Source organism: Paraburkholderia sp. (assembly GCF_004298475.1).
In the GTDB taxonomy this organism is placed as follows: Bacteria; Pseudomonadota; Gammaproteobacteria; order Burkholderiales; family Burkholderiaceae; genus Paraburkholderia; species Paraburkholderia denitrificans.
On sequence record NZ_SCRP01000022.1, the window covers coordinates 105122 to 124098 of the forward strand.

The window sequence follows — 18977 nt, forward strand, 5'->3', positions numbered from 1 at the left end:
GATGCCGAAGGCGACGAATAGGGCTAGACCGCCCGTCGCGCATCGCGGTGCCGTAATGGCTCAGCCTTTGTGGGCCGCTTACGTTGAAGAAAGATCAACGTTCGAGCACGCGCATGAGCAAGCCTTCCCATCCCGCCGACGCCTCGGTCTGGACCCACTGGTTCGGCCCGCTGCCTCAAAACCTTCCGCCCAGCACGCCGGTTCGCTACATCGGCGAAGCGCTGGTGCTCGGTGCGTTGACGTTCGTCGTACTCGCCCTCGCGCTGATCGGCGGCCTGTGGCACCGGCTGCCGGTCTTCGGAGAAGCGTTCACGGCGTACATCGGGCCGAACGGCCAGATCGTGCCGCTTCCGTTGAAGCTTCACCTCAAGCTCTGGCTCGAGATCCCCTTCGCGCTCTGGTCGCACGGTCGGTTCTTCAGACCGCAGGTATCGGCCTACGCGTCGCTTGTGAACCAGTTGCCGTTTGCCATGTTCTACGGCCGCCTGCTCTTCGCCGGTTCGCTGGCCCTCATCGTCGCCGGCTACGTGACCAAACTGGCGCTGCGCCCGCGCGATCGGCTGATCCACGTGGCAGGGGAGCGTCTGCTGCGCGGTGCCGAGGCCGAACGGGCGGCCCAGCTCGAGTCGAAAGCGGTCAAGCCATACGTTTGGTTGCATCCGTCGTTGGCGCTGTCGAAGGACAACATGACCGAGCACGTGTTGATCTCGGGCGGTGTTGGCGGCGGCAAGACGCAGATCCTGCATCGCACGCTCCGGCAGATCGTCGCCATCCAGCACCGGCAACTTTGGCGTGACATCGCAGCGTTGATCGAGTCGACGTCCATCACCGACGAGCAGCGACACCGCTTGCTCGCGCCGCTGCGGGCGATGGCGCTGCCGAAGGGTGAGACCGCGGAGCCGCAGAGCACCGACGTCGAGTCGTGGCGCAGCCGGTTCAAGAAAACGGGTGCCGGCACGAGGCGCGAGCTGCGCCGGCTGGTGGCCGCCCTCAACGCCGAGATGGGCATCCGGCCGGATCCCGAGCGGCCAAAGACGAAACTGCTGCTCTACGACCGGAAGGGCGACTTCACCGAACGCTACCCGGACGGCGTGATCGTCTCGCCCTGGGACGCGCGCTCGGCGGTTTGGGACATCTCGAAGGACCTGGTCGACGTCTCGGCCCGGCGCGCGATGGCCAGCATCTTGAGTCCGACGTTCGACGGCGACAAGAACAAGTGGCTGAACGACGGTGCCGCCGGCGTGATCTACGCGATCCTCGAATCGCTGTACGCTGACTTCGGCATGGCTTGGGGCTGGCACCAGTTGTTGGAGCGCGGCGCGTACCCGCACGGGCAGCTTTACATGATCGTGCAGCAGCACAACCCGGTCATCGCGAAGACGATCGCAGATGCGGACAACATGGGCACTCAGTCGATCCTCGGCGCCGTCGGGCAGGCGTTCACGGTCGTGTCACAGCTCACGCTGGCCTGGGGCGACGTCGGCCCTGAGCGCCCGCGATTCTCGATGCGCGAATTCCTGGACGATCGCTACCAGGGCGAGCCGATGCTGATTCTGCGCAACGGCCGGGACGAAAGCTTGGCCAAGGCCTACATCTCCGTCTTGTTCAACGTCGCCCAGACGCAAATGATGAACGTGGAAGACACGGACAACAGCCTCAACGATGGCCGGGCAGTGTTCTTCGTGATCGACGAATTCACGTCGATCGGACGTCTCGCGGTCGAGGCGTTGACCGCGGTTGGGCGCAGCAAAGGGTGTATGGTCATCCTCGGCTTCCAGGACAAGGCCCAGATCAACAGCACGTACGACCAGAACTTTGCGAGTTCGCTCGAATCGATGGTCGGCACGAACGTCGTCTGCCGGCTCGGCCCTGGCGACACGCGTGACCGGATGACCCGGCTGATCGGCGAGCGACTGGTCGGCACCGTCAACGTGAACACCAGTCTGTCGGCGGGCGGCACGTCGAGCACCACGGCGTACAGCGAGAGCAAGCGGGCGCTGATCGACGCGTCCGAACTGACGGCCCTGGGCAAGATCAATGTGCCGAAGACGAAGGACAACCCGAAAGGCTTCGCCATCCGGGCGATCGTGCTGCGCAACGGCAAGGCCAAGCTGCTGTCGTTCCCCGGCGTCGTTCTGCCGAAGGTCCGGCCGTTCTACGTCGAGGCGGATTGGTGCAAGCCGTATGGCGCCGTGTCGGCCTGCGGCGGTACGGCACCGCCGGCCGCGGCCGACGCGACAACGGATGCGAGCGCCATCGCTGCTACAACCCAGGCGCAGGCCGCACCGGTTGTCGCCGACCACGGCAACGGTGAGGTCGCAGCAGCATCTGTCGAGGCATCATCTCCGTCGGTGGGAGCCGCACCAGCGACCAGCGTCGAGACCGTGGTCACGGTTTCCGCGGCTGACGCCGAGTACCAGGCGATGTTCGACGAGCTCGACGGCGTGACGAACAGCCCGCCCGGCCCAGGCGAGGGCGACGAGCCGATGGCCGAGATCGCTGGCGCGACTGCGGAGCAGGCAGCGACCACCGTGGCCGACATGGTCGTCGGCGCGCTCGGCGGGCACCTGGTCGAGGCGGTGGCAGCGGGCGCGAAGGTATTGGACGCCACTGGCGGAGCGTCGGATCCCAAGCCACCAAAGCAGGCCGTGCAGTTCCGGCCGGTTCGCCTGGATTGACTATCGTGATTTCGCTGGCACAGCGTTCCCTTTAACGACCGGTCTCCCTAACTGCGCGTAACGGTTCCTAAGGTGTCAGTCGATCGCAAAAATGCCGGGCTAGGAAAAACAGCCACGGTATTTGTTCCCGTTGGAGAAGGGCAACGTTGAAGTCAGCCGGCACACCTGCAGTGGATACGATTTGTGCGAGATCCGAAATAACATATTCTTGCGTACTCGGATCTGTCTCGCCGGGTGTAACACATGCACGGATTAATGCAATGCAAAGTTCAACGAGAAACTGCTCGCCGCCAAGGAAGTCCCACCATTCTTTTCCGACGCGGATCGTCGCAGTCACCGTGATTCCGTTGTGTTCAAATTTGCAATCCCAACGTCCATTCGAGTGAATGGAGAACACTTCGGATCCGAGTTTATCCGATAAATTTCGGATAATGTGCCAATCCTTTTTGTTCGACTGCTTCTTGGTTCCGTACAGAACGCCATAGGTAAAATTTACGTCTGAAACGTCTGCATCATTGGCCCACGCTCCAACGTGCGAAATTATTGCATCAGCAAAGTTCTCGCTCATCTCGTCATTGAGGCAGGCTGGGCCGCTTTTTAATGTCGCGACCTTTAGGCCTGTGTCGTCGAGTTTTTTTCCGTCCAGGGCTGAATTGGCGGTATGCATCTCGCTTGTTACGCATGCCCAACCCATTTCTGGTAGTACGATTTCCTCGATCATTTTTCCGGCCGACGTTTCCATCGAGGAAAAGAGCTTTGCCGGAAGGATGTCTGATTCAATCTGGCTGATTCGAGAATACCCTTGTCGTCTGGAGTACATCATCAGCACGAAGGGGCTAGTTTTGAATTTCTTGAATGAAGATTGTGCTTGCGGAAGGCTTTCGACATGAGAGTCGATCCGCGATCGAAATTCGGATTCAAGTCGAAGCACTCTCGCTCTTAAAGAGTCGTCATTGTCGATTCGGCGTAACATATTCAGCAACCAAGACTTGCTAATCGTGACGTCTTCTGCCGTAGGCATCCCCGGATGTCCCCGTGCCATTTGCGTTGCTCCTTTTTAGGCTATTGCTCTTTCTTTTCGATTTGTTCGACTTGGCGCGTAAGCGGCATCCTTTACCTCTGCCTCATCGTCCCAGATAAAGGTTTTCCCGTTTTTGAACCATTGCCTGGTTCGAACGTGAGATTGAATGTAGACAATCCGAAAAGCTTCAGGTGCGCTTGCGAATTTTCGCCATTTCCGCGATTTCATCGCGTCTAAAGCGGACGCGACTACGTCACCCGCCACCTTACCTAATCGAGTTGGAACGGCATTCCCGACTTGCCTATATTGTTCAGACACCGTGCCAGCAAACTCCCAGCGGTCAGGGAACTCTTGAATGCGCGCGTATTCTCGTAAACTCAATGCGCGGGTCTCAGTCGGATGGCATAGCGCGGTGCTGGCGTGGTTCGGCATGGTCATCAACGTGGGGCACGGCAAATCGAAGGTCAAGCGTCGCCACCAGCCAGACCGTCCTCCTTTTGCATGCCATGCTTTGCCCATAGATTCCTGTTGGAGAGGAACCGGCAGGCTACGCCAGTTCGACCCTGGGGGTACCAAGTCCAGGTAGTGCTTCTTTCTCGGGCTAAAGTCCAAGACGGTGGGAGATTTTTCATTCAAGCCACCGATCGCATCGCGCAAAGTGGCCCACGGCCCTTTCGAATTTTCGCCGCCAAACAGGCATGATTGCGCCTCAACCACATTGGCCGGTCCATGCGTAGGATCCGGAAAATCGACTTCCATGTTGTAGCGGTTTCCGATGAAGAGAACCCGCTCTCGAATTTGAGGCGCCCCATAGTTGACGGCGTTGACCTCAAAGATGTCCATGTGGTATGCGGCGTCCGGGAGCGCCTGCAAGTCCCGAGAAAATTGGCGGATCACCGAGCCAGGCTCTTCCTCGGGCGTAAGCGGCGGCCCGCCCTTCTCGGGACGTTCCGCAATTGGTCTATGTTTTAAGGCCGCAGAGACCAGTCCTCGCACGTTCTCCATCACAAAGAACCGAGGCCGAATGTGTTCGACAAATCGAAGGAACTGCCATAGCAAGGTACCTCGGGGGTCTTGCACGGTTCCTCGCTTTCCCGCCGTACTAAACGCTTGGCAAGGTGGCCCGCCGATCAGCAGATCGACCTCACCGGGCGCGAGCCCCACCGCTCGCAAAAGGTCCGCTGGATCTAACGACGAGATGTCTCCCTCAAAGACCTTCAATTCTTTGGGCAGCCGGCCTGCTGCCTGATTCTTTCGAATCGTGTCGCAGGCGATACGCTCCTTTTCAACGCAAGCGACGATTTCGTATCGACCAGTGGCATCCATGCCAAGATCGAGACCCATCGCGCCGGAAAAGAGGGAAATAACCCGATACTTCCTTTCAGTCATGTCATGTTCTGTATGTGAGTGCGATGCCAGATTGGGCGATCCACATGGTCCGTAATTATGCACCGGGTAAGCCTGCCGAGGCGCCGCAATCCGAGGCGCCGGCAACGATCTCAACGGTTCGAGACACGCCATCTGTCCCGTAAATCGACAAGAAATCTATTTCTTCCACTCCTTGTGATCGCACGCGGGCCAGGCCGTGCACGCCAGGAACGTCTTGCCGCTGGCCTTGGCGGTTTTGGGAACCATGTGCCCCTTGCCACACTTCGGGCAGAGCTTCGCGTCTTTCGGCACCGGCTTGTCCGATGCCTGCGGCTTCGCTTCGCACCCCGGCGGAGGAGGCGGCAGCTTCGCAGCCCTGGCCGCGTCGACCAGCTTGCGCAGCGTTTCCAGCATCTTCGCCTCGAACACCGGCAGCGGCACACGGCCTTCGGCGATGCCGTCCAGCAGCTTTTCCCACCGCGACGTTAAGCCGGCGTCGGTCAGCGTCGGTGGCAGCGCTTCGACGAGGATTTGCCCCAGTGGGGAGGCCGTGATCGTCTTGCCGCTCTGCACGATGAAGCCACGCTTCAGCAGCGTTTCGATGATCGCTGCGCGCGTCGCGCTGCGCCCGATGCCGTCCAGCGCACGGAGCTTCTTCTTTTCCTCGGGATCGTCGACCAGCCGGTGCACGTGCCGCATCGCGTCGAGCAACGTGCCCTGCGTGAACCGTGCCGGCGGTGACGTGCGGCCGTGGTCGGCCTTCGCATCGCTGACGCCAATGGCCTGGCCTTCCTGAAGCTGGGGCAGCGTCGGCGTGTCGGCCGGCGTCTCGCTCGCGCCGAACAGCACGCGCCATCCCGGCACGCGCACGACCCGCCCGCGTGCAACAAAACGGTGGCCGGCCGCCTCGACCTCGACGACCGCTTTGTCGACCTCGCACAAGGGCATGAACTGTGCGACGTAGCGCTCGCTGACGGCGCGGTAGACGGCCTGCTCGATCGGCGACAGCGACGCCCAGTCCGGTGCGGTGCCGGTCGCGATGAGACCGTGGTGCTCACCGAGCTTCGCGTCGTTCCACGCGCGGCTGACCAGCGCTGGGTCGGCCTGCCCAGCGAATCCGGCCAGCTCGGGCACCGTGCGTCCGACGGCGGCGAGCACGGCCGGCGCGTCGGCCAGCTGCGCGGTCGCCAGCCACGGGCAGTCCGTACGCGGGTACGACATCGCTTTCTTCTCGTACAGCGACTGCGCCGCTTGGAGTACCTCCGTGACCGAATACCCGTACTTCGCGTTCAGCGCGCTTTGCAACCCGGTCAGCTCGAACGGCATCGGCGCAGGCTCTTTCGCCGGTTTGCGCTCATAGCGCACGACCGTGGCCTGGCCGCCAGCTTTCACGTCCGCGACGACGCGTTCGGCCGCCGCCTGGTCGAAGAACCGATCGCCGATCGGCTCGTCGCTGCTGTCGCCGTCGTCTTCGTCACCGGTGTTGTCCGAGGATGCCGCACCGGCGGCACGCTGGGCGCTGAACTTCGCCCAGAAAGGCACGTCCGGTTGGGCCGGATCGCCGAACTGGGCCTGCACCGTCCAGAAGGACTTCGGCACGAACTGGGCGATCTCCCGGTCGCGTCGAACCACGATCGCCAGCGTCGGCGTCTGAACACGGCCGACCGACAGTACGCCGCCGTACCCGGCCTGACGCCCCAGGACGCTGTACGCGCGCGTCATGCTCATACCGATCAGCCAGTCGGCGCGCTGCCGGCCGAGGAACGCGTCGTACAGCGGTTTGAATTTGGTGTTGTCGTGCAGGTTGCCCAGCTCGCGCTTTACGGTCGGCTCGTCCAGTGAGGGGAGCAACAGGCGTTTCACGGGCTTTGTGTTGCCCAGGGAGATCAGCAGCTCGTCGATGATGCCCTGGCCTTCGCGCCCGATGTCGCCGGCGTTGACCACTTCGTCGCAGCGGGCCAGCAGCGCTTTGATCGTCTTGACCTGCTCGGCCTTGTCCGCGGACGGTTTCAGTTTCCACTCGGTCGGCACGATCGGCAGCGTGTCGAACGACCATGTTTTGTACTTCGGGTCGTAATCCTCGGGCGGCACCTGTTCGAGCAGGTGCCCGACGCACCAGCTCACGAGCCAATCCGGCCCTTCGACGTAGCCGTCGCGCGACTGGCGCGGGCCGGGCAGAAACGACGCGATGGCTTTGCCCATGGCGGGCTTTTCGGCAATGAACAAGCGCATAGGTGGACCCCGTGTGAAGCGGCCGGATGGCCATCGGGTCAACCTAAGAAATGGGGAAGCGGCGGCAATGGGGCTGAGGTCGATTTCCGACCAGCGGTCTATCGATGGATGCAGCGTGGCTTGTCCGAATCAGGGGCTTTGATAGCCTAGTCCAAGCTCAACCGCTTCGAGGTTTGCCATGACCGCTCGCGTCACTCCACTGGATTCACGTGGCCACGACCGTAAGGGCGGCGATCACCTCGATTACCTGGAGCACGAGGGCGGCGCCTACCGGTATTACCAGAGCAAAGACGGTCAGCTCCACGACGCGACGCAGTGGTGCGGCGTCGGCGCTGAATCGCTCGGCCTGGTCGGCCGCGTCGATTTCTCGATCGTGCGCAAGCTCGCGGCTGGCTTCGGCCCGGACGGCAAGGCGAAGCTGTGCCAGAACGCCGGCAAGGCCACCCATGAGGTCGGGGCGGACGTGACGTTTTCCGCGCCGAAAGGCGTGTCGGCGCTGTACGCAAAAGCGACGGTCGAGGAGCAACGCGACATCCTGCGCGTGCAGCAAGGCGCCGCCGCGGCCGGCATCGCGTTTTACCAGCGGTCCTGCACCAGTCGGCGCGGCAAGCAGGGGCATGAAGCGGTCGGCATCCAGGGGATGGTCGCTGCGTCGTTCACGCATTTCGACGCCCGGCCGGTAGAGGCGGATCCTGCGGTGCACACCCACGCGTTGGTGCTCAACAACGGCAAGGCCGTCACCATCGACCCGCAGCTTCACACGCACACGTTGCTGTTCAACACGGTGCTGTGCGACGACGGCGTCTGGCGCACGTTCAACACCGATCAGCTCATGCGGTTGCAGATGGCGGCCGGCGCGATCTACCGGGCCGAGCTGGCGAAGGGCCTGGCCGAACTCGGCTACGGCATCGAGAAGCAGGTCATGGTCGATGCCGACGGCCGCCCGACGGGCGACATCAGTTTCGGCGTTGTCGGGACCACGCGCGAGGAACTGGCCGAGCTTTCCCGCCGCACCGAGCAGATCAACGAGTACGCGGAAAACCACGGCACGGATCGCCTGACGGCCGCGAAGCGCTCACGCAACGACAAGGACTGCCCGCCGCACGACGATCTGACCAAACATTGGTCCGACCGCCTCGACGACCTCGGGACGCGCGGGGCGCTGCGTTATCGCCACGCGAAGGACATGAAGGGGCTGCCGTCGAACGTCGGCGGCGCCAGCCTGGACGCCGTCACCGATCAGCTCGAAGCGCACGAGGTGTATTTCACACGAGCTGCGGTGATCCAGCGCGTCGCTCTTGAATACGTGGGTGTCATGTCGGCCAAGGACGTCGAGAAAGCCGTCGACGCATTGCTAGCATCCAAGCGCTTCGTCGCGCTCGACAAGACCGACGACCACGGGCAGACGCTCTACACGTCGCAGCGCCAGATCGATCGCGAATTGTGGATGGATGCGCACAGCCGTGCCGGCGTTGGCAACCAGGCCGTCCGTTTGAAGGCCGAGGCGGTGCAGGCCGCCATCGCCGAGTTCACGGCGAAGAAGGGCGTGCCTTCCCTGGAACAGCGGGCGGCGATCGAGCGCGTCACGATGGGCAGCGGAACCGTGGCGATCATCGAGGGACGTGCGGGCACTGGCAAGAGCTACACCAGCGAAGCGATCAAGCGAGCGTTTGAGCTGGAAGGCTACACGTGCCTCGGCGCTGCCATTGCGAACGCCGCCCAGAAGAAGCTGGAAGCCGAATCCGGCATGGCCAGTTCGTCGATCACGTCGTTGCTGGCCCGGCTCGACCGCGGCATGCCGTTGCCGAAGCGCTGCGCGATCTTCGTCGACGAGATCGGCATGGTCGACAGCCGGAGTTGGTACCGACTGAAGCAGCACGTCGCGGCGGCCGAGAAGGACGGTGCCGTCGTCAAGCTGATCGGCCTGGGCGACCGGAACCAACTGGCGCCCGTGGGCGCCGGCAACCCGATGCAAGCGGAGGTTAAAGTGGTTGGCCGTTCGTTGCTGACGCGCATCCGCCGGCAACGGGATCGCGAAGATCGCATCACATCGTCGATGTTCTACGGGCAGAACGCCCAAGACATCGTCGACATCGAGGCGATCGAGGCCAAGCTGAAAGCCCTGCCGTCCGGCTCGTCGTCCGAGCGCGACCGGCTCGAGCAGGAGCGTGGGCGGCTGGACCGCAAGATCCTCGATGACGCGATGGCCGGGAGCATGATCGACGCCGCGGCGGTGTTCAAACGGCTGTGCGATCGCGGCCAGGTGGTGCAGGCCGAGGATTCGGTCGCCGCGATGCACCGCCTGGTCGACGATTACTTCGACGCGCGGGCGACGGCGGACATTCCCGATCCGCACCGGCCGGGCATGTTCCTGGCCCGCGCGGGCGAGCTGCTGCCGCCGTCGGAGAAGCTGATCCTGGGCTCGACGCGCAGCGACGTGGCCGCGCTCAACGATGCGGTTCGCTCCGGGTTGAAGCAGCGCGGTTTGCTGCACGACGGGTATGCGGTCAAGACGATCCAGTCGAACGGTGAATACAAGGTGCTCGAACTGTCGAAGGGCGATCGCATCCGCTTCGGCGCTGCGAACACGTCGCTGGACGTGATCAACGGCACGATGGCGACGATCGAATCGATTCTGCCGGCGAAGGACGGGCGGGGCTGCGACCTGATGCTGCGCGAATACTCCGACATCGCCAAGCTTCACGGTCGAACCATCCGTCTGAACACGGAAGACGAGCGCCACCTGTCGCACGCGTACGCGGTCACCGTCCACAAATCACAGGGCCAAGGCCTGGCGTGGGTCGGCGCGCTGGCGAACGCGCGCATGCTCGACAAAGCGGCATCCCTAGTCGCGTTCACGCGGTCGAAGCAAGCGTTCCGCTTCTACGCCGGCCAGATGGACTTCAAGGGGCTGGCCGAAGCGTTCGCTCGTGAGCGGCTGAAGCGCAACGCCATCGATTTCGCCACTCGGGCGCAGCGGCAGCGTTTGGATGAGAAGCGGCGAGAGCAAGACACGGCCATTTCGCAGCAGCGTTCAGGCATTGGGGAGCGAGAGGCTGCGACGGCGATGTCGCATCGGTTCGTGACCGCGACCAGGGCGCTGCGCGAGGCGTGGCGGGATCGGCGGCAGGGGCGCGTCCGCGAGCGCGATGAGCTTTGGGCTAGGGCGCGCTCGCCGCTGGAAAGGCTGAGGGTGGCTGCGGCTCACGCTCGCCGTCCGTTCATCGACGCGCTCGACCGTTGGCGTGGTCGGGCGTTGGCAAACCCCGAAGCATCGGGTCAGCGCGATGCTGCGCCCGAAGCACCAACCAGGCGGTCGCGCCAGCCTCTGCGAATGTAGCGCGGGCACGTTCGATAACCGGGATGGTGCAGTCGCGCCTATCTACACGACCATTACGCTGATCGTGCATTGCGTGCTATTTGGTCTCCGTTTCTGGTATTTTCGTGTGAGTAATTTGCTACTCGCACGATGAACCGTCCCGGAAATCAGCGGCGGAGGGGAACGCGCCTACAGGAGCACCAATGCATGGAACTCGTAACACGTGTGTGGAAAGATCCGGTGTGGAGCAAAGTGATTTCAGCGGCCATTATCGGAGCTATCGTCTGGATCGGGCAGCATTATCTGGGCAACGCGGTTGCATTCGCTTATGCGAATGCCTTCACACCGATTTTTTTGCCGCACTGGATGATATGGCTATGGGCTGCTGTAACCGTAGCTTTGGCCTTTGTCGCCGGCTGGGCTCTCTTGTGCAAAAGAGCCGCAAACATTGAAACTGTCAGTGCGAAGCCCACCGCGCTAGATCCGAAGATCGAGATCGCCACGAAGTCGACTGCCCCTTATCACGTGACCGATGTCAAGTCTGATCAAGTGCAGAGCACCGTGAGAATCGGTGTCAAAAATGCGGGTGGCAGGACTCTTTCTAACTGCAAAGTCTATATCGAGAAGATTTCTCCCCCAACAGGCTCACCCGGAGGAACGACCTTGCTGCTGGACGGAACCGGATTTCAGTTACGACATGATGATCCAGAGAGATTCGTGGAGGTCGCTGCGCATTGGGGCAGCAGCGACAAGTTCAGATTCAGCACACCGATAGGTGGCGGCTTCTTTGATAGCACCCAATGGCTGGACGACAACACGCTCCGAACGTTTGCCATCCGCGTAACTGCAACTGAATGTGAGCGCTCCGCTCTGTTCGAAATTCGGGTCGACGAGTCGAAGAAGCTGCATCTCCGGTTCCTAAACTACATCAATTGACCCCGGATACGTGGCATGAACGCTCCCGCGTATCCCAGCCGCCGGAGCCTAACCAGGACTTCACCCCATGTCGCTATTAGATATTCCGCTCGATAAGGTTACTGAAGCCGAGCTACAAAACCTCGTCGCGGCAAAGGTCAGCGAATCGACCTACCTGGATTACAAACAGCAAACCTATGCCGATGGCGACGACGCTCGCTCGGAGTTCCTCGCGGACGTCTCGGCCTTCGCCAATACTCTGGGTGGCGACATTATCGTCGGCGTTGCCGAGCACGATGGCGTGGCGGCGGCACTTACACCGTTTCAGGGCGATGTCGATAAAGAGATGCGCCGGTTGGAGCAAATCGCCTTGGCCGGCCTCGAACCACGCATCAGCAACATGCGTGTTCGCGCGATTCCAGTCGCCAGCGGTGGCCACATTCTTATTATACGGATACCCAGGAGCTTTCTGCCGCCCCATCGAGTAGTGGCCCGCAGCAGCAACAAGTTCTGGGCGCGCGCGGGAACCGTTAAATATCAGCCTAACGTCCAGCAACTCCGCCAACTCTTCAACGACGCGCCACACATGGCCGAACGCATCCGGTCGTTTCTCGGCGATCGGCTGGTCAAAATCAACGCCGGCGATACGCCGATCCCGTTAAGCGCGTCGGGAAAGATGGTCGTCCACGTGATTCCCGCCCCGACTTTTGCCGACGACCGGCTCGCTGACATTGTTCAGGTAATGGCTTCAGGAACCCATGTCCCGTTGCCGCCGGGTGAGTTTGGCGGATCGAACCAAGCGGGGGTCAATCTTGATGGGTTCTTGAACAGTACGCATCCGAATGACGCTGTTCGGTCTGCCTATGCCCAATTCTTCCGAAACGGTGCGATCGAGGGCGTGAGGGAGCTGTCTTACGAGCCCGATGGCCAGTCTCGGTTCATCGGTCGCGACTTGACGACCCTCGTCATCAACGCGGTTCGGCAATATCTCGGCGTCTTAAAGTCCTACGAGACCGGCTTACCGATCTACATTTTCGTCTCGCTATGCAATGCGACGAAGACAGTCTATCGACACTCCCCTGAGGGTTTAGGCTGGAGTGACACGAAGCCGGTCGGGCGCGAGATCGTTGTGTTGCCGGAAATCTATCTCGACAGCTACGATGCTGATGTCCCTTCGGTCCTGCGACCCGTTTTCAACGTTCTCTGGAATGCCGTCGGCTTTCCCCAGTGCGACATGTACGACGGCCAGGGACAGTGGCGGGGAAGTATCTCGCCCGGTTGAGAACCGGTTGGACGCGACGTTGCGAGTGACCTAAATTGAGCGGTCGCATACCGTCAATGCAGAACGCTGGCCGCCCCGCAGCATTTTTTGAACTTCTTGCCGCTGGTCGCACGGGCAGGGATCGTTGCGGCCGATTTTTGGCGCTGTCCGCTGGATCGTCGTTGCAAGTTGCCGCTCATGCACCGCGCCGCGGTATGGCAACCAGAAACGGTAGATCGACGCGATGCTGTCGGGGATCTGCTCAGAAAGCTCCTCGCGCTGGTTGGGCCAGCGCACAAGTAACTCCTCGTCGTCGCTCACTTCCTCCGCGCCCAGAAGGTAAATCGGGCGCAGCCAAGCTTTTCCCTGGGCATCGTCGAACAGCGGTTGCCAATCGGCCCGACGCAGTCCGATGCCGTCCATGAAACCGTGCGCCCACGCTTCGCCGTCCAGATACTCGTACGGATCGTCCGGGTAGTGGTTGATGTTCAGCACTGGCGCGATCGAATCAGGATCGTGTTCGAGCGTTTGGATGATCCCGTTGTAGTGGCGCATCAGGAGGCTGAAAACGTGCTGGGCATGTTCCATCGACTCGAAGTGTGGCGAGTCCTCCGGCGTCGGTCCCCAGACGGCCGGCAACCATTCGCTCGGCAGCACGGTGGTGGGGCCGATGGCGATGGCCGTCAGGAATCCGTCCAGCGTGTCGATCATCATGGTTTCGTCCGACGCGATGTCGGACATCAGGAATTGGTCGAGCTCGTCGATCTCATCGTCGGATTGGTGAATCATGCGCAAAGGGTCCAGGGTAGGGAGGTCGCCGCGGTGCCTGGCAGGCCGTCTTTCGACGGTAAGCGAATTGGCTCGCGGTGACACATACGGAAACCCATTTTACCGACCAGAGACAAGACCGGCTTGGTCGTTCGGTGCATCCTGTGCCGATCGCACCTACTGTCTCGGACAACAACGCTCATCATCACTCGATGCGCGCTTTCGCCAGGAGCGCGTCGATCTCGTCGTTGACGACCTGCGACTGGCTCTTGCCGGCCGTTGCGCAGTAGATCTTCAGCCGGCGAAGCTTGTCGGCGGTGACATCGATCGACAGGCGCACGCGCTTGTCGTCAGCCAGCAGGCGTTGCAGTTTTTCGGGAACAGTAGCAGGGCGGTTGACGGTCAGGGCCATCGTAATCTCCAGGGAACGTTGTTAAGCGGCGCAGGCCAGGGGCTGCGCGAACAGCGCCAGGCATTCGTCGGCAAGAGCGTCGATATCGGCGCGAGCGGCGAGCAGCGACGGCCGATCGATGCTCTTGATGTCGTCGAACACCGTCTTGCCTTCGGACAGCGCCGTTGGATATGCGACGCGCTGATGAACGACCGTCGACAGCAGCGGCACGCCCAGGTCGCCCAGTACCGCCGTCGCTTCGCGCAGCAATCGGGTGCGCGGCGCCGCGCGAGTCAACACGAACGCGGCGCGGAGCGCGCCGTCGGTCAGGGCCTGCCGTTGGCGTACCAGGTCGACGAGTCCGGACAGCGCCCATAGGTCGTTCGGCGTGGCCTGGACCGGGATCAGAACGAGATCTGCGGCCTTGATTGCGGCCACGGCCATCAGCGGATCGTTCGCAACGCCGTCGATGATCCGGATGTCGTCCTGGCGCCCGAGCTTCTTCAAGTCTTTGTCGAGCGTCGGCCGATCCAGGCCGATCACGTCGATGTCGGTTTCATCGTGACTCGCGGCCCACATGCGGACTGCCGACCCGGACGCTTTGTCGCTGTCGACCAGCAATACGCGTTGCTGCCGGCGGGCGAGCGCCACCGCCAGGTGAATTGCGGTCGTGCTCTTGCCGCTGCCGCCCTTTTCCGAGACTAGGCCGATGGTGATCATCGATTGCTCCGCATTGAGGTGTTGGTGCACCGGCATGTGCCGGTGTGTCATGGCACAAACGTGCCGTTGCGCAGTTGTGCCGAGGTGCCTTTGTGCCGTGGCACAACACGATGTAACCGTACTTCCCGGAGAAATCCAAATTCTTTGGTAGACCGTTTATCAAAAAATGTGATGACCGCCGGTCGTGCCGTTCACGGTTGCCGAGCGGTGCCTGCGTCCGTCGCGCGAGGCCGATGGATCGCCGCGCTTGCCGCTCGTGCGGCATGCAGGAATGTCCCGCAGCGTGTGATCGGGCAAGGCCAGGACCGCCGGAACTCATCGACATGGCGGCGCCATGGTTCTTCGCCGACGCGGACGTTGGGCTTGACGTATGCGCGTATGGTGCGCAGGGCGCGGACGCGTGAAACCTCGCCGGAGGCGAGGGGCGATCCCGCTTCGCGCTCTGAGCCCGGGGCATTGGATTTGACGCGCCTGGGGTGGTAACGCTTCGCCCCGCGGCGACGGCCCCGGTTCGTCGCCGTAGGCGGTTACGGGGTGGAGTGCCGAGGCGGCGATAGCCGCCCAGATGTTGGTGTTCCCGCCGGCACCGCAAAACCACAGGATTCAACCGGTCGGGTGGTGGGAACTGCCTTCAGGCTGGTTCCCAACCACCTTCCTGCTGCTTTTTCTACAGTACGACGTACATGTACATATAAGAGGGGAACGCGCCCCCGAGGGGCGCTCCCCCTTATGTATCTTATAAAACCTTAAGCGCGGCTGGAGCCCATATCCAGCAAGGCTTAGCGGGCAGGTGCTGCACACTCGTTCATAGAGTTGTGCATCGTCGTTCATAGAGTTCCGCAGCGTCGTTCATAGACCCCGCACACTCGTTCATAGGCCCAGCCACAGGTCAGCCCTGGGGCGAGACGCGGCGACGGCGCAACGCATCGGCGCACGCAGTCCCGTGAAAAAAAGCGTCGAAAACGTGCCGATATATGCCGTCGTTATTCGACAAGCTGCTGCCCTGGAGCTTTACTGGGTGTGGATCAACCCACGGAGCCAGTCCATGCCAACCCGTCCCGCCCTGCTGAACAGCGCGAGTACCACGATCTCCGGCGAGCAAAACGCAGCAATTGACACGAAGGTGTCGCTGCAACTGCCGCGCACCACGATCGTCCGGATCCTCATCACGGAGACCGTCGCGGATGCCGCCCTCACCGACGCCATCCATGTTGAAGCGTTGACCCACGTGGCCCGCCGTAAGCAGCCGGATCGGTTGGCGCACGAGTGGACGATCTCAGCCGCGATCGGCAACGAGGCATGGGCGGCGATGGAGGCCATCCGTGCTCGGACCGGTGCCCGTGTCAGCGAAGTCATGCGCGCCATCCTTGTCGTTGCGCTCAACGCCGGAATCGATCGATTCGAGCACGAGTTCGCCACGGCGCTGGCCGCGCGCAAAGCTGCATCGGAGCGTGGACGGCAAGATCTCGTTCGCCGAGTCGCACGGGCTGGCCTCAGCATGTCCGGCGAGGTGGCGGCATGAGCGCGCATCTCCGCCAGGTGTTTCCGCGCCCAGGCGCCGATGCTCCAGCCTGGACTTCGGCCGCGACGCGCGGGCGCCAGCCCTCGGTCGGCCGGCGCAAGGCGTTGGGCGGCCCGAAGAAATCGGCCACGCGGAGCGACATCCTGGCGATCGCTCCAATCGTCGTGCGCAGCGCTGAACCCATGCCGGGGATCGTCCGGGCCGCTGGGCGTGGCTTCGCGCCGGCCGCGGATTGGCCCGCCAGTTTGCCGATGGTGCCCAACTTGGTGTCGCGCAGCGCGCTGTTCTCCTGCGTTCGCACCGTCGTCCCGGACGAGGATGCCGCTGCGTCTCGCATCGTGGGCGTCGTGATCGAGAAGAGGGTGGCGTCGACGAGCCAGTACAAGGTGGTCTACCGTGGGGAGGTTTTGAACCAGGCGGACGGCGAAGTCTGGCAAGTCGCGATCCTGACGGCACGGCAGGCCGGGGCCGCTGGCCTGCCGGTGACGTTTTCGCTGAACGAGTGGTGCCGCATCCTGAATCGTCGCGAGAACGATCAGCGGACGAACGCGGCGATCGTCCGGTCGTTGAAGCGGCTCATGGGGGCGTTCCTGATGGTCGAGAACCGCGAAAGCGGTGAGGACGTGTGGGTCAACCTGATCGAACGAGTCAAGCGCGATCCGACCTCTGGACGCTACATGATCTCGATCAACCCGCTCATCGTCTCGCTGTTCACCGACGACGTGACCGAGATCGATCTGCGTCGCAAGGCTCGGCTTCGTTCGTCGCTGGCGAAGTGGATGCACGATTACTTTTCGACCCACAGCCATCCCATTCCGATCGCGCTCGACCGATTGCAGGAGCTGAGCGGCATGGCCGTGAACACCGCGCTGCGCAACGTTCGGATCAAGGTGCGCGAGGCGATCGAGGAACTGCAAACGTGCGAGCCGCCGCTGTTCGCAAAAGGCACGGTGATCGAGGACGACAAGCTGCACGTCGTCAAGGCGACGAACTCCCTGTTCCGCCCGCCCAAGCCTGTTGCGGTGGCGACGGTGCCGCCTCAAGCTGCCGCGCCGCTGGCCGATGACACCCGTGATGCGTCCGTCGAGCACGACAGACGATCAACCGCGGAAAAGGCCGCTGCACGTCAGCGCTCCCGCGTCGCGCTTTGATCACGCGGCCTCCAGGGCCGTTTCCTGTACACCGGCCTGCGGCCGAATCCACCGCGGCGATTCTCGTCACGGACGTGATGGGTTCCCCCATTGCACGTTGCTCGTTCCCCGGTAGTGACGCTCCCCCGTTTCGCCTTCCTCGACGCATAGCCCCGCCAACCCGTCATGGTCAAGGGACGCTGCGCTGCTGGTCCTCATCCGTTCCCGTCCTCCTGCGTCGTCCGCGCATGCGGCTTCCGGCCAGCCCCTTGCCCCGGTGCCGGCAGGGCTTCTCATGCGCCAGGCGAAACACGGCAGCAGATCTTCACCACCAGGAGCAGAAGCTATGAGCAACGCACAACAACCCACCACGAACGGCAACGACGAAAACCGCGGCGGTTCCTCCGCCCCCCAGGCTCCCACGACTGCAGATCACGCAACCCCTTCGAAGGACGACACCATCGACGCCAACATCCTTCGCACGGCGCTTCGCCAGTTCACAGGCACGGAAAACCTCTACGGGCTGGGCGTCCTGTTCCGCAACGCGGTCTACACGGACGGCGTCCACTTCCTGATCCAGGCCGCTCAATGCGCTTGGCTGGTGACCGATTCGATGGCGTGGGTGACGCAGAAGGTGCCGGGCCGGAACTACGACGACGGGTTCATGACCGTCGAGCTGCACCCGCAGGCGGACGGTAGCGCGGAGCTGCTGATCACGGACGGCAACGGCACGACGCTGTACGCCCAGCGCTACACGTCGCACACGTTTCCCTTGAACGAAGGCATCAAGCTTTACGCTGTCTGGGGCGAGACGTCACGCGGGCCGTGCTGGCACCTGATGCTCACGAGCGAGTATTGATCGAACAGCGGCCTCTGTCGACGAGGGCAGGGCGGCGCAGGCCGCCCGTGCTTCGATTACAACCGGCCGGCCGACTTGCCGCTCACTACCGGCCGCTCGTAAGCGGGCAGCGGCTCTGTGGTCGCTTCGTCAGCCGCGGCGCGCAGTTCCGCGGCTTCGCGTTCTTGGCGTTCCTGCAACGCTGCGGCCCGGCGCATGGTGAGGTATTCGTCGAGCGATAGCCACCGGCATTCGACGCCTTCGCCTGGCAAATGATCGCCACCGATGCCAAGCGACATGAAAAACTCGATCGGTTTGCCGCTCGCGAGCGTAAAGGGCCATTCGTCGTCCGGCAGGGCGTTCGTGAGGTAATCGTCGAACGACTCGAAACCCAGGAACTCCCGTGATGCCTTGCGGCGCCGCACTTCAAGTTCACGCCGCTGCTCCATCGCCGAGGCAGACATTTCCGCGTCGAAGCGTTTTCGGCGCTCCACGGCCAGCGGGGCCAGTTCGTCGGCACCGTTGATCTCGTGTTCCTTGAAATATCGGACCCGCTCCGCGTTGTTTCGAAACGATTTGAGCGACCGAAGGTAGTCCCGCACGTCGCCGACGCGGTAATAGTGTGGGCTGCCTTCCTCGTGCTGCACGTAGGGCGGAGGATTGTCCGCCTCGCGGTCCGCTTTCAATTTTTCGAGCCCGCGTCCGGTCAGCATGCTGACTTGCTCTGGCACCAGCAGGATTTCTTCGGAGAGATCCTCCAGGTGAAACAGCACATACTCATCGGACAAATAGCGTTTGATTCGCGGCATGAGGT

At 62.5% G+C, this 18977-nt stretch carries 14 protein-coding genes; 7 read left to right on the forward strand and 7 right to left on the reverse strand.

Annotated features, from left to right (window positions below; all coding sequences use genetic code 11):
* Positions 1 to 113: 113 nt before the first annotated feature.
* Entirely contained in the window at positions 114 to 2678 is a 2565-nt protein-coding gene (locus tag EPN59_RS11720) for a type IV secretion system DNA-binding domain-containing protein (RefSeq protein WP_293035757.1), read from the forward strand.
* 67 nt (positions 2679 to 2745) lie between these two features.
* On the opposite strand, the gene EPN59_RS11725 is transcribed toward EPN59_RS11720, so the two are convergent.
* The 3 genes from EPN59_RS11725 to EPN59_RS11735 form a co-directional block, all read right to left on the reverse strand.
* Entirely contained in the window at positions 2746 to 3720 is a 975-nt protein-coding gene (locus EPN59_RS11725) for a PmeII family type II restriction endonuclease (RefSeq protein ID WP_293035754.1), read from the reverse strand.
* 15 nt (positions 3721 to 3735) lie between these two features.
* On the reverse strand, positions 3736 to 5088 hold the full coding sequence (locus EPN59_RS11730) for a DNA cytosine methyltransferase (protein ID WP_293035751.1): 1353 nt from the start codon (positions 5086 to 5088) through the stop codon (positions 3736 to 3738).
* Between the two features lie 156 nt (positions 5089 to 5244).
* A complete protein-coding gene (locus EPN59_RS11735; protein ID WP_293035748.1) occupies positions 5245 to 7299 on the reverse strand; it encodes a DNA topoisomerase 3 in 2055 nt (684 codons plus the stop codon).
* A 178-nt stretch (positions 7300 to 7477) separates the two neighbouring features.
* Between EPN59_RS11735 and EPN59_RS11740 the strand changes: the two genes are divergently transcribed.
* The 3 genes from EPN59_RS11740 to EPN59_RS11750 all read left to right on the forward strand — a co-directional run bounded on the left by EPN59_RS11740 (position 7478) and on the right by EPN59_RS11750 (position 12815).
* Positions 7478 to 10639 (forward strand): relaxase domain-containing protein, encoded by a 3162-nt coding sequence (locus tag EPN59_RS11740; RefSeq protein WP_293035745.1) that lies wholly within the window; start codon positions 7478 to 7480, stop codon positions 10637 to 10639.
* Between the two features lie 186 nt (positions 10640 to 10825).
* The gene (locus EPN59_RS11745; protein ID WP_293035742.1) at positions 10826 to 11554 is read left to right on the forward strand and encodes an IPT/TIG domain-containing protein; all 729 of its coding nucleotides are present in this window, start codon (positions 10826 to 10828) and stop codon (positions 11552 to 11554) included.
* A 67-nt stretch (positions 11555 to 11621) separates the two neighbouring features.
* Positions 11622 to 12815, forward strand: a complete 1194-nt coding sequence (locus tag EPN59_RS11750; protein WP_293035739.1) for an ATP-binding protein — start codon at positions 11622 to 11624, stop codon at positions 12813 to 12815.
* 30 nt (positions 12816 to 12845) lie between these two features.
* On the opposite strand, the gene EPN59_RS11755 is transcribed toward EPN59_RS11750, so the two are convergent.
* The 3 genes from EPN59_RS11755 to parA form a co-directional block, all read right to left on the reverse strand.
* On the reverse strand, positions 12846 to 13583 hold the full coding sequence (locus EPN59_RS11755) for a UPF0149 family protein (protein ID WP_293035736.1): 738 nt from the start codon (positions 13581 to 13583) through the stop codon (positions 12846 to 12848).
* 184 nt (positions 13584 to 13767) lie between these two features.
* Complete coding sequence (locus EPN59_RS11760; protein WP_293035733.1) at positions 13768 to 13974, reverse strand: hypothetical protein; 207 nt, start codon at positions 13972 to 13974, stop codon at positions 13768 to 13770.
* Between the two features lie 21 nt (positions 13975 to 13995).
* Positions 13996 to 14673, reverse strand: a complete 678-nt coding sequence (parA, locus tag EPN59_RS11765) for a ParA family partition ATPase (RefSeq protein WP_293035730.1) — start codon at positions 14671 to 14673, stop codon at positions 13996 to 13998.
* A 943-nt stretch (positions 14674 to 15616) separates the two neighbouring features.
* On the opposite strand from parA, the gene EPN59_RS11770 reads away from it, so the two are divergent.
* From EPN59_RS11770 to EPN59_RS11780, 3 genes are all read left to right on the forward strand, one after another.
* Positions 15617 to 16195, forward strand: coding sequence for a hypothetical protein (locus EPN59_RS11770; RefSeq protein WP_293035727.1), 579 nt, complete (start codon positions 15617 to 15619; stop codon positions 16193 to 16195).
* On the forward strand, positions 16192 to 17346 hold the full coding sequence (gene trfA, locus EPN59_RS11775; protein ID WP_293035724.1) for a plasmid replication initiator TrfA: 1155 nt from the start codon (positions 16192 to 16194) through the stop codon (positions 17344 to 17346). Before EPN59_RS11770 ends, trfA begins: the two co-directional genes overlap by 4 nt.
* Before the next feature lie 325 nt (positions 17347 to 17671).
* Positions 17672 to 18184: a DUF6876 family protein gene (locus EPN59_RS11780; protein ID WP_293035721.1), complete on the forward strand. Its 513-nt coding sequence runs from the start codon at positions 17672 to 17674 to the stop codon at positions 18182 to 18184.
* Positions 18185 to 18240: 56 nt separating this feature from the next.
* On the opposite strand, the gene EPN59_RS11785 is transcribed toward EPN59_RS11780, so the two are convergent.
* Complete coding sequence (locus EPN59_RS11785; RefSeq protein WP_293035717.1) at positions 18241 to 18972, reverse strand: hypothetical protein; 732 nt, start codon at positions 18970 to 18972, stop codon at positions 18241 to 18243.
* Positions 18973 to 18977 lie beyond the last annotated feature (5 nt).

Bases quoted from the DNA above. Each gene is read 5' to 3' on its own strand.
- EPN59_RS11720 (WP_293035757.1), top strand. From the start codon at position 114: ATGAGCAAGCCTTCCCATCCCGCCGACGCCTCGGTCTGGACCCACTGG.
- EPN59_RS11725 (WP_293035754.1), bottom strand. From the start codon at position 3,720: ATGGCACGGGGACATCCGGGGATGCCTACGGCAGAAGACGTCACGATT.
- EPN59_RS11730 (WP_293035751.1), bottom strand. From the start codon at position 5,088: ATGACTGAAAGGAAGTATCGGGTTATTTCCCTCTTTTCCGGCGCGATG.
- EPN59_RS11735 (WP_293035748.1), bottom strand. From the start codon at position 7,299: ATGCGCTTGTTCATTGCCGAAAAGCCCGCCATGGGCAAAGCCATCGCG.
- EPN59_RS11740 (WP_293035745.1), top strand. From the start codon at position 7,478: ATGACCGCTCGCGTCACTCCACTGGATTCACGTGGCCACGACCGTAAG.
- EPN59_RS11745 (WP_293035742.1), top strand. From the start codon at position 10,826: ATGGAACTCGTAACACGTGTGTGGAAAGATCCGGTGTGGAGCAAAGTG.
- EPN59_RS11750 (WP_293035739.1), top strand. From the start codon at position 11,622: ATGTCGCTATTAGATATTCCGCTCGATAAGGTTACTGAAGCCGAGCTA.
- EPN59_RS11755 (WP_293035736.1), bottom strand. From the start codon at position 13,583: ATGATTCACCAATCCGACGATGAGATCGACGAGCTCGACCAATTCCTG.
- EPN59_RS11760 (WP_293035733.1), bottom strand. From the start codon at position 13,974: ATGGCCCTGACCGTCAACCGCCCTGCTACTGTTCCCGAAAAACTGCAA.
- parA (WP_293035730.1), bottom strand. From the start codon at position 14,673: ATGATCACCATCGGCCTAGTCTCGGAAAAGGGCGGCAGCGGCAAGAGC.
- trfA (WP_293035724.1), top strand. From the start codon at position 16,192: ATGAGCGCGCATCTCCGCCAGGTGTTTCCGCGCCCAGGCGCCGATGCT.
- EPN59_RS11780 (WP_293035721.1), top strand. From the start codon at position 17,672: ATGAGCAACGCACAACAACCCACCACGAACGGCAACGACGAAAACCGC.
- EPN59_RS11785 (WP_293035717.1), bottom strand. From the start codon at position 18,972: ATGCCGCGAATCAAACGCTATTTGTCCGATGAGTATGTGCTGTTTCAC.